A 10,648-nucleotide genomic window follows, 5' to 3' on the forward strand; every position below is an offset into this window, starting at 1 on the left:
AAAACGATGGTTTTTGCTATCAAGATACAAATGTTAACACGTGTACATTATTAATGCGTGTACATATATATGGAACGGACATTTCAATTATTGTATTATTAATATTAAATTTTAGATTATGAACAAGAGATTTTCTACTCTTTTGACAGCGGGCTTGCTGATGGTAGGCGCGTTGTTTAGTTCTGCAAACGCTGCTGTTACAGCGGAAGCCGCAAAGGGTGATTTGCAGAATGGTGCAAAGTTCTACTTGGGTAACACCAATGGTTACATCAAAGTGGATCAAACTCACAATGTAAATGGAACGGCTGTTTCCACTTATGCTGCTACAGGTGATGCTTCTATCGAAAATGCTGCTTTGTTTGAAATTGCTGATTATGCTTACAATGCAATTGGTGACTTTTCTACGTTTACATTGAAAGCTGATGGAAAACCGTTTTATGTGAAGAAAGCAGATGGTAGTGCGTTAGATGCTAATGTGACAGATGTTGCAACTGTTACAAACATCTTTACTGTAGAAGGTAAAGGGTTGGATTTTGGAAAAATTTCAGTTTTGAATTTGGCTGGTCAATTTGAAGTTAATGCAAGTGCCGCTACGAAATATGATCCAAGTGCTGCGGGAACAGTTGCTACAGCATGGGTTGCTAAAACAGGCCTCGCTGTCGATGATTTGAACGCCAACCTTTCTGGTCAAGGCTTCAAGTTTGCATTCCCGAACGCAGTTTCTGATCCGGACGTCAATCCGTTTGCAGATCAGATGATTGCTGTTTCTGCATCTGTTGTAGATGCTGCATTGACTGCAAGTGTAATTTCTTCTGCTGCAACTTCTGGTATGTATTTTGTTAAAGCTGACGCTGCCGGTAAGAAACTGCTGGCTACAGGTTTTACAAAAGCACAGGTTGAAGCTGCTACATTTATCGTATTGAACCCGGAAAAGAACTTTGGTATCACAGGCTTGGATGCTGCAAGTGGTGAAGGTTACGACTTTACAACTGTAAAAGGTAACAAGTTGGCCGATAACAACGTTAAGAAAGATGGTAAAGTTGCAAGCGTGAACGGTGTTTTCGCTGTTTCAGAAGATGATCCTCAGAATGCAGAAGGCGAATATACGATTACATTGGCTAATGCTAAAGTTGAAGGCAATGACAACACGCCTGTTACAGCTTTGTCAGTAGGTGCTTACTCTTTGACTACAGGTGGTATCAAGACTTATATCACGACTGTTGGTTCCGGTAACGCAGACAAACTGTCTTTGGCTATGACAACAAGCAACACTTGGGCTGCTGCTGCTGACGTATTGAAAGCAGACGATGCTGCCATCTACAACATCTCTTTCTTGGGAACTAAGCCGGCTAACACTACTGCTGCCGCTTCTTCTTTGTATGGCAAGTATTTGGTTCCGACTTATGGCACTTCTGCATTCGGTGCTGCTGTAGCTGCTCCGGAAGATGTAGATGTAAATGCTCCGTTGGCTCAGTGGGTAATCTCTTCTGTAAGCGGTCGTAACTTTACATTCACAAACCGTGAAACAAACGTGACTTTCACTGTCAGCATGTATAAGACTGACAAGGCTGGCGAATATGCAATCAGTAATGCAGCATTGAGCAATGGTACTTCTATTACTTCTATTGGTGGTGTAGTTGCTCCTGCTTCCGGTACGGATTTGTCTACGGTTGCTAACTGGAAATATCAGATTGTCAAACTGACTCCGACAACTGAAAGCGAAGGTTTCTTGACATTGACAGATGCACAGTTGAACCAGCAGACAGAATTGGTATTCAACGGTACTGGTTCGGTAACGGTTGAAAAGCTGTACATGGCTTACACTGGTAGTGCTACTCCTGCTTATTTTGTTCCTATCAACAATGCTGCTAATAGCGTTCAGTGGATGTTTGAAAAGGCTGAAAACGTAAAAAATAAGATGAAATATGCTTATCTGGACGGAACAGATGTAAAACAGAAAGACTCTGTTGTAAACGTAGCGACTTCTTATTTGCTGTACAATTTGAAGAACGATAATTCTAAGCAGTATTTTGGTGGTACTGCTAATGATTATAAAGCAGCAAATGATAAAGATAACGCACAGCGTTTATTCTTCAAAAAGAATGCGGATGGAACATATGCTATGATGCGCTTTACTAAAGTGGCTATTACTACTGGTCCTACTGATGCCGATAATTATAAGGCTGTTGTTAAGGCTGATGCAAATAAATGGTCTGTAAATACATCTTCTGCTTCTTTTGAAGCTGGTACTGCTACATTGGATGAACTGGATGCTCCTTATTCAGCTGTAACGGTTGATTTCGATGCTCTTTCTGAATCATTGGAAGCTGTAGCTCGCCACGCTACATTCAATAGCGAAGAAGGTGCTGTTGCTGTGAAACTGAACAAGAATGGTATCTTGGAAGGTATTATCGGCGAAGGCATGACATTCTGGTTGGATACTGCTGATATCGACAAGGATTTCCATTCTTTCTATATCTCTAAAGGTAATGGTGAAGAAGAAGCAAGAGACTTCTTGTATTTCGCAACGGATTCTATGCTTCATTGGGATGCTAATAAGGCTGATTATGTATATAATGTAAACTATGCTTTGGAAGGCTCTTATGTCGCTGCTGATGGACGTGATGGCGATTTGAAAGCTATTTTCCGTCCGGCAACATTGGCTGGTCTTGACACAATCTCTACGACTGTAAACGGTAAGTCTGTTTTGGTTGCAGAAGAGGAAGAAGAAGATGTATGCTTGGGAGGTGTTGATAACTTCAAGTTCTACATTATGAAAGCTTCTGAAAGCAGCTATGTAATCAGACCGATTTCTGCTCCGAATTATTATTTGTACAACCTGAACGGTAAGTTAGGCTTTACAAATCAGGTAGAAAAAGCTCTGGTTGTAACATTAGGCGAAGGCTCTGCCACTTCTAACGAAGATGCTCCAGCTGTAGCAACTGTTAAGGTTGTAGCTGGCGAAGGTAACGTAACGATCGCTGGTGCTGCCGGTAAGAAAGTTGTTGTAAGCAACATCTTAGGTCAGGTAGTAGCTAACACGGTTATCTCTTCTGACAATGCAACGATCGCTGCTCCGGCAGGTGTAGTAGTTGTAGCTGTTGAAGGTGAAGCTGCTGTAAAAGCTATCGTTAAATAATTGATACTAAACAATACTGAAATGTGGTGGGCGGTCATAGAGGATCGTCCCCACGTGGATGACATTTTATAATCAAATAATTCTAAATATCACCGTGCGGCATTCCCCGAATAGCAGGCTTTGCTGCCGATTGCCTGGGAACGTCCAATTACCCCGCGAGGGAGAACGAGCGGTGAATATTAATACTAAAGTTAATGAAATTAAAAAAGTTCTTCTGTCCTTCCCTCTGTGAAGACCGGAGGCAGACAAAAAACAATCCCCGGAAGTTCAGGCTTTCGGGGATTCGTTATGTATAATGATTGATGGTGATAGGTAAAAAGGAAGAGTACTTTGTTGTATAGTTGAACAACGTTTTGTATATTTGCAATATGGAAGTCAAGCGTAAAATACAAACTTATGGGGGCTATTTCGAGGCCTTCATGGGAACATTGGATGAGAAGGTGCAGGAGAAAATTCAGTATGGATTGCTCTTACTAAAAACTCAGGATATGTTATCCAGGAAGTTTGTGAAGATGGTAAGAGATGGAGTGTTTGAACTTCGAACCGAATATAATGGTAATATTTATAGGGTCTTTTTTATTTTTGATGGTAATAGCATTGTGATTCTGTTCAATGGTTTCCAGAAAAAGACACAAAAAACCCCTACTAATGAAATAGAGAAAGCTTTAAAAATAAAGGAGGCATATTATGCAGACAAACAATCATCAGGTATTTGATTATGATACTGTACTGGATGCACGTTTCGGAGCACCCGGAACTTCCAGCCGTATCGAAGCTGAAGAAAAAGCCTATGCTTTTTATACCGGGCAAATTATAGGAGATGCACGGAAAAAAGCAAAGATCAGCCAGGCTGAACTGGCTCGCCGTATAGGTTCGGACCGTTCTTATATATCGAGAGTGGAAAGCGGGCAGACTGAACCGAAAGTTTCAACATTCTATCGCATTATGAACGCTTTAGGATGCCGGATCGAATTGTCGATGTCTTTGTAACCGTACAAAGCATTATACATAGCAAACCCCATATATAGCAAACCCCGGCATACCCGAAAGGTCGATTAACTGATATGCCAGGGTGAAAAAACATGAAGATAGAGAAAAAGGGTTTATTTGATGTTTTTCAGTGCTTCTAAAGCCGTCTTGTCGGTGGGGGCGATGTCGAGGATTTTGTTCCAGTACAGTTTTGAACTGTCCATGTCCTGCTTGAGGTAATAGTAGTAGCCCAGGTAGCGGTAACATTCGGACAGTTCCTTCCGGTATTTGTCCTGATTCTTTTCCAGCATCGGGATGCATGCTTCGTAGTACGGTTTAGCCAGCCCTTTCTCCGTTTCCGGGTCCAGCAGCGAATTGGTACGAGCTTGCCACAGGACGCCTAAGTGACTTGACGGCACGCGCTCCTTCACAATGGCGAAGATGCTGTCGGCTTTCGCCAGGTAGCCGGCTGCAAGCGTACTATCCTTGACGGCAGCCCCATAGTAATATTTCCCTAACTGGTAGAAATCCGAAGCCTCTGCCGCTTCGCCCGCCTGTTCGATATATTTCGTATAGGCCTCGATCGCCGCATTGTCGTCTCCGCTGTTCAGGCTGACATTGGCGATATCCTTGTATATTTCGGGATGCGCATGGCTGTCGCTAAGTGCTTGTGCCTGTCGCAAGGCGGCTAAAGATCGGCCATACTGCTTGGCTTCGTTCAGTAAACGGCCGTAATACAGATAATCCTGCCAGATAAATTTGCCGTCCGGAATCCGGAAGAAAGCAGTCGCCTCGTCCAATCCCTCCTGATACTTGCCGGTTTCGCAGGCATCGTAGAAACTGAGACGTTTCAGCAGGAAATTGTCCGGATCCATAGCCTTGCCTTTGGCGAGAACTTCGGCTGCTTTGTCATACTGTTTGTCGAAGAACAGGGCGGAGGCATAATGGACCAGGTTGTCGGCGGAGTATAGTCCGCCCGCCATATATTTGCCGTAGGCGTCGGTCGCTTTGGCATAGGCGCCCTGCAAGGAATAGACATTTCCCAACGTGCGCTGGGCAAGCAGGTATTCCGGATGGTTTGCTAAAACCTTCTGCAACATCTCGACGGAGAGGGAAGGAGTCACGGCCTGATAGACCTCGGCATACCGGATGTAGGCAATCTGGCAGTCCGGGTCGAAATGGATAGCCTGTTCGTATTTGCCGGCGGCATCGCCCGGCTTGTTTAGTGCCAACAGGCGGTCGCCTTCGTAGAGGAAGATGGCAGGAACGTTCGGGTTCAGTTTCCGGGCGTTTTCAAGGGAGGATGCGGCTTCTGTCTCCATGCCGTTGGCCGAGTAGGCGGAGGCGATGGCGACATAGGTGTCTGCATTTTTCTTGTTGACCTTGATCGCTGTGTCGAATGCTTTTTCGGCTGCCGGTCGGTCTGTTTTCAACAGGATTTTCCCTTCGCCGACTTTATTGAAGGCATATTCGGGATTGGTTTCCCACCCCTGCTTGTAATAGCCGAGCGCCTCTGCCGGTTGTCCGGCATCGAAAGCGATTTCGCCTAAATAGTAGAGAGCTACCGCCTTTTCGGTAGGGGAACTGTTTAGCTGTTCCTCGAACAGCTTTTTGGCTATGCCCGGTTCACCGGCTTTGTAAAAGTCGATACCTGGATTATTGTCTGCATAAGCGATGGTTGCCAGCAGGCTGATGATGAGGATATAGATGTTGCGTGTCATACGATTATAATGTTTATTTGATGTTTACGATCCGTAGCGGCTGTGTCGCCGGGAGCAACCCCGATTTGAGGATGATCCGTTGTCCGCGGTCGCCTGCTACGAAAGAGGTGAAACCTGAAGCCAGTCCCATCCGGGGTTCGGAAAGGATCAGGTAGACAGGCCGTGTCATCGGATAGTCGCCTAAAGCGATATAAGCCTGGTAAGGCTTGAAGCTGTTTGCGGAAGTCGCCTCCCGGTAACGGCTGACGGCCATCACGCGGATATTATCGATAAAGCTCATGCTCGTGGAATCGACCGGGTTGCTAACCCAGTTGACCCCGATAATGCCGAGTGCCCCCGGAGTTTTCGAGACATAATCGAGTACCGCCCGGTTGCTCTGTTCCGCTTGCAGGTGTCCGCTTAGCTTCTCACCGCCGCAGATCGAGTCGATCGCATACCGTACCGTGCTCGAATTCGGGTTGTCGAACACCACTTCGACCGGCATTGCCGGGTTGCGGGCCGACAGCTCGTCCCAACTGCGTATCTTTCCGGTCAGGATGTCCTTCAATGCCGGCATCCCGATCAACGAGTCCCGGTTCTGCCGGTTGATGATCAGCGCGATCGCATCGGTCGCTACCCTGACAGCCTTCGGAAACAGCTTCTTTTGGTTCATGTAGGCCGTTTCCTCCTGCGTCAGTGTGCGGGTGGTTACGGCCAGCCAGGTACTGTCGTGCAGCAGCCGGTTGATCGTCTCCGTCTCGCCGGAGTATCGGGGAACGATGCCTGCCTCTTTATAGATGCTTTCGAATACGGCAATCTCCTCCTGCATGATCGGAGCCAGCGATTCATCCGCCGCAATCGCGATCACGCCGCTTGTGGGAGTGTCGTCGGGCTCCGTCTGTTTTTTAGAGTTGCAGGCTGCTAAAAACGCGACAGCCAAGAGGGATATTATAAGAGTCCGTTTCATATTATTTCCTGTATTTAAGTAATCTGTAACCTCGGAAAAGCCCAGGTTCATGATCATTGCAGTTTAAACCGTACTGGAACCGTGAAGTAGACGGGAACAGCCCTGCCGTTCTGCTTGCCCGGCATCCATTTCGGGAGTGATTTGATTACACGTATTGCCTCTTTGTCGCATGAAGGATCGAGCTTGCGGAGTATTTCCACATCCGTCACTTCGCCGCTCGGACCGACCACAAAACGGATCGTCACGCTTCCCTGTATGCCCTGTTCGGCTGCGAGAACCGGGTATTTCAGGTGTTCGGCGATGTACTTCAACAACTCTGTCGTGCCACCGGGATATTCCGGCATCTGTTCGACAGCCGTGTAAGGCTTCGTCTCTTCCTGGATAACCTCTTTGTTGTCCTTCAGGTCGGCGATGTCGATCGCGTCTTCACTGTCCGTACCCTGTACGTCGGCAACCGAGATCGCCATCTTCGAGGTCGTCAGTTCTTCCTGTGTCTTGATCTCTTCATTGTCGTTCACCTCTTTGTCCGCTTTGATGACGGGAGGGGTGAACTTAATGGTGCTCTTCAGTTTGGGAGGGGGCGGGGCTTCGATGTTGCGCACGACGTTTTCCTCCGGCACTTTCGTTTCCATCTTCAGATCGGAGAGGGCGGTTACTTCAAGCACCTGCTCCTTCGCGTGTTGCGGGACGACCGACTTGATGATAGCCGGCAATACCATGATCAGGATCGCTCCGGCTACTACGATCAGCAAGGCGCGGATATGGCGGGAGGAGGAGGTCTTGCGCAATTCGTAGGCGCCGTACTCCCGATTCTTCCCCGTGAAGACCAACTCGCACCATTCCGGTGAATTCAGGTTTATATTCTTTAGCATAACCGTCATTTTTTAGGGTTGGACCGGGCAATCTGCTTCGTCAGCTCGCCGCCGCTCTTCAGGTTGTCGATCAAAAATTTATCTCCATCCGTGATATCCACGATTGCGTATTTGCCGATATTGCATATCTGCATTTCATCCAGTGTGTCTACCAGGTTCCGGTATGAGGCGTCGTCGGTAGCCTTTATCAGGACGACGGGAGCGTCTTTGGAACCTTTTATCTCGGTGGCCTGCTTCTTGAAGTCGTCTTCGGAAATCTCCTTGTTGAGTTTCTTCAGCTTGAGTTCCTTCATCTGGCGGACGACATCGAAGTTGCGTTCCAGCAGGATGTCGCGCAGGCCGGTAGGCGAGTAGTCGGTCTGTTGCAGCGACTCGGCGTGCTCGTAGTCCGGTTCACCGAAATAGTAGTATATCTTATCGTCTTCGCCAAGTAACAGGGTGATGGCTTTGGAGGCTTTGACCTTCGTCTGCTCCGCTTCCGTTACCTGGTCTTTCGACGGCATGCTGATCTCCATTGTCTGCGGCTTGCTGAGCGAGGTACAGAGCATGAAGAAGGTGATCAGCAACATGTTCATGTCCACCATAGGCGTGAAGTCCACGCGGACGGTCATCTTTTTCTGTTTGCCTTTCTTGCCGTCGCTTTTGCCTTTGTCTGTATTTACTTCTGCCATGACTTTAGTCGTTGTTAGACATTGTCAGGCATCTTTTTGAGCGAGGTAATCAAATTATACCGGTTCTCTCGAAGGTCCTGCAATGTGTTCATAATGTTCTTAATCTTCGGATAGGGAGTGTCCTGGTCCGCCTTGATGGCGATGACGAGGTCACGGTTCACTTCCCGCGCATGCCGTACCCACAGTTTAAACTGGTTGTCGGTACTGTCGGCGGGAATGCCGTAGTCCTTCATCAGCCGGTCCTGTTCGCCGGACGGCATGCCGAGGAACTCCTGCATGTTCTGGATGGGGACACCGAAGGAAGGTTGCAGGCTGAAGTCGTACACTTCTTTGTCTGTGAAATTGATGCCGAAATCTTTTCCCAGCAATTTCAGGACGTTCGCCTTGTCTTCCTGCCTGTCCAGGCTCATGAATACTTTCCCGTCGGGGTCCACCAGGATGGAAAGAATGTTCGTTTCCGGTATCTTGATCTCGGAGACGGACGAAGGGGTGGCAACCACCACCGGTTCTTTCTGGATAAAGGTGGACGTCAGCATGAAGAAAGTAAGCAGCAGCACGGTGACATCACTCATCGCCGTCATGTCGATGAATGTGCTTTTGCGTTTTACTATCAGCTTAGGCATAGGACTTAATGTTTAGCGGCAAACGTCTGTACGATGGAGAAACCGATTTCATCAATAGCGTAGGTTATATTGTCTATTTTACTGGTGAAGTAGTTGTATGAGATGATGGCCAGCGCACCGGTAGCGATACCTAATGCGGTGTTGACCAGGGCTTCTGAAATACCTGTTGACAAGGCGATGGAGTCGGGCGCTCCGGCATTCGCCAGGGCGGCGAACGAGCGGATCATGCCTAACACGGTCCCTAACAGCCCGAACAGGGTTCCCAGCGTGGAGATCGTGGCGATGACCGGAAGGTTCTGCTCCATCGAAGGGAGTTCGAGGGCGGTGCTCTCTTCGATCTCTTTCTGGATGATCAATATCTTTTGTTCTTTGGTCTGGCCGGATGAACTTTCCACGTCGCTGTAGCGTGCCAGGGCGGAATTGACAACGTTCGCAACCGAGCCTTTCTGCTCGCTGCATAGCTTATGGGCGGCGTCCAGGTTGCCTTCTTCCAGATATTTCTTGATCGTCTGCACGAAGCCTACCAAATTCTTTTTCCCTTTGGAACGGCTGATTGCGATCATGCGTTCGATACTCAGGGTGACGACTGTCAGGAGCAGTGTGATAACGACCGGAACGATGTATCCGCCTTTATAGACCGTCCCGAAATAGTTGCCGGGCAGCGGATTGTTAGCCGGATTGTTGTCCATGAAGTTCGCCGGATTACCCAGGACGAATTTATAAAAACAAACGGCGATGATGAAACATGCCAGGATAACGATGGCTGCGGAAATGCCGTTGTATGTTTTCTTATTATTTGTTTTTTTAGTTTCCATACTCTTGAATTATTTGATAGTAAATGAGATTGTTGTGATAAAACGGATATGCAAGTGGTTGTTTAGCGGCTGTTCCCAACCATTCCCCTCTTGGATGAGGCGGAGGATGCGATATTGTCTGCGCATTCGAAAATACGCACCCTTATGTCCCCTCTCCAAGAGGGGAGACGATTACTCTCAGCTACTAAAACCAACAGTATGGACTATCAAATAATTATTTTTCGTAAAACGTAGACCCAATGGCCTGCCCGTATACGAAGGGAAGAGCATTTTAAAGTGTGAGTGACTGATACTATTTCTGATATCTTGTTGAGGGCGTCTTGTTCCTTTTGCAAGGACAGTTCGAACTGGCGGGCGGCTGTTTTCAGGAACCGTTCGCCTATCTCCGTCGATAGTTGTACGCGGTTGCTCAGACAAGGAGCGGCATTAGGGCTCCGGTTCAGTTCGAAATCTTTTATTTTATGTTGCAGGGAGAGGGCTTTCTCGTTTGCCGTAGCGGTTGTTTGTTTTTTGTCTGTAACGCTTTCGCCTGTTGCAGCCATGATTTCCTGTCCTATGACAAACAGGAGAAGAAGTGATAATATGGATAATAACCTTTTCATCATGGCTTATTTGGAAATTCTATCGTATAAAAGTAACAACGCAGTTAGGAAAAAGTTGAGAGATTTTAAGAAAAAAGTCGGAAAAAAATATTGTTGGCTTTCTCAAAACCTATTGGCAAAATGTAACCGGTGTAGCAGGTAATTGGGATTAGTAAGGCATTTAAAAGGATTGGGTCTTGTTCACATTTGCTGCCTTATACACAAATCATCATTCTTTTGAGAAGTTCTATGCTTGCTCGTCCATAACACATTCTTTTAATCATCTTTAATTTGTTGACAAATCCTTCGGT

General features: G+C 47.1%; 10 protein-coding genes. 3 read left to right on the plus strand and 7 right to left on the minus strand.

Annotation, left to right across the window (positions count from 1 at the left end; all coding sequences use genetic code 11):
• Window positions 1-118: 118 nt before the first annotated feature.
• The 3 genes from H8S65_RS20240 (at window position 119) to H8S65_RS20250 (ending at window position 4,129) form a co-directional block, all read left to right on the plus strand.
• Window positions 119-3,139, plus strand: coding sequence for a DUF6383 domain-containing protein (locus tag H8S65_RS20240; RefSeq protein WP_186931619.1), 3,021 nt, complete (start codon window positions 119-121; stop codon window positions 3,137-3,139).
• Window positions 3,140-3,507: 368 nt separating this feature from the next.
• Entirely contained in the window at window positions 3,508-3,855 is a 348-nt protein-coding gene (locus H8S65_RS20245) for a type II toxin-antitoxin system RelE/ParE family toxin (protein ID WP_186931621.1), read from the plus strand.
• Entirely contained in the window at window positions 3,827-4,129 is a 303-nt protein-coding gene (locus H8S65_RS20250; protein WP_186931622.1) for a helix-turn-helix domain-containing protein, read from the plus strand. The genes H8S65_RS20245 and H8S65_RS20250 overlap by 29 nt, the downstream gene beginning before the upstream one ends.
• Before the next feature lie 113 nt (window positions 4,130-4,242).
• On the opposite strand, the gene H8S65_RS20255 is transcribed toward H8S65_RS20250, so the two are convergent.
• The 7 genes from H8S65_RS20255 to H8S65_RS20285 all read right to left on the minus strand — a co-directional run bounded on the left by H8S65_RS20255 (window position 4,243) and on the right by H8S65_RS20285 (window position 10,361).
• The gene (locus H8S65_RS20255) at window positions 4,243-5,829 is read right to left on the minus strand and encodes a tetratricopeptide repeat protein (protein WP_186931624.1); all 1,587 of its coding nucleotides are present in this window, start codon (window positions 5,827-5,829) and stop codon (window positions 4,243-4,245) included.
• Window positions 5,830-5,842: 13 nt separating this feature from the next.
• Complete coding sequence (locus tag H8S65_RS20260) at window positions 5,843-6,775, minus strand: substrate-binding domain-containing protein (RefSeq protein ID WP_186931625.1); 933 nt, start codon at window positions 6,773-6,775, stop codon at window positions 5,843-5,845.
• A gap of 53 nt (window positions 6,776-6,828) precedes the next feature.
• Window positions 6,829-7,647: an energy transducer TonB gene (locus tag H8S65_RS20265; RefSeq protein WP_186931627.1), complete on the minus strand. Its 819-nt coding sequence runs from the start codon at window positions 7,645-7,647 to the stop codon at window positions 6,829-6,831.
• 5 nt (window positions 7,648-7,652) lie between these two features.
• Window positions 7,653-8,318: an ExbD/TolR family protein gene (locus H8S65_RS20270; protein ID WP_186931628.1), complete on the minus strand. Its 666-nt coding sequence runs from the start codon at window positions 8,316-8,318 to the stop codon at window positions 7,653-7,655.
• A 14-nt stretch (window positions 8,319-8,332) separates the two neighbouring features.
• Complete coding sequence (locus H8S65_RS20275) at window positions 8,333-8,941, minus strand: ExbD/TolR family protein (RefSeq protein ID WP_186931630.1); 609 nt, start codon at window positions 8,939-8,941, stop codon at window positions 8,333-8,335.
• Window positions 8,942-8,946: 5 nt separating this feature from the next.
• The gene (locus H8S65_RS20280; protein ID WP_186931631.1) at window positions 8,947-9,756 is read right to left on the minus strand and encodes a MotA/TolQ/ExbB proton channel family protein; all 810 of its coding nucleotides are present in this window, start codon (window positions 9,754-9,756) and stop codon (window positions 8,947-8,949) included.
• Between the two features lie 206 nt (window positions 9,757-9,962).
• Window positions 9,963-10,361 carry a hypothetical protein gene (locus H8S65_RS20285; RefSeq protein ID WP_222616326.1) on the minus strand — a complete coding sequence of 133 codons (399 nt, stop codon included), beginning with the start codon at window positions 10,359-10,361 and terminating at the stop codon, window positions 9,963-9,965.
• Between the last annotated feature and the right edge of the window lie 287 nt (window positions 10,362-10,648).

The organism is Parabacteroides hominis, from assembly GCF_014287585.1.
In the GTDB taxonomy this organism is placed as follows: Bacteria; Bacteroidota; Bacteroidia; order Bacteroidales; family Tannerellaceae; genus Parabacteroides; species Parabacteroides hominis.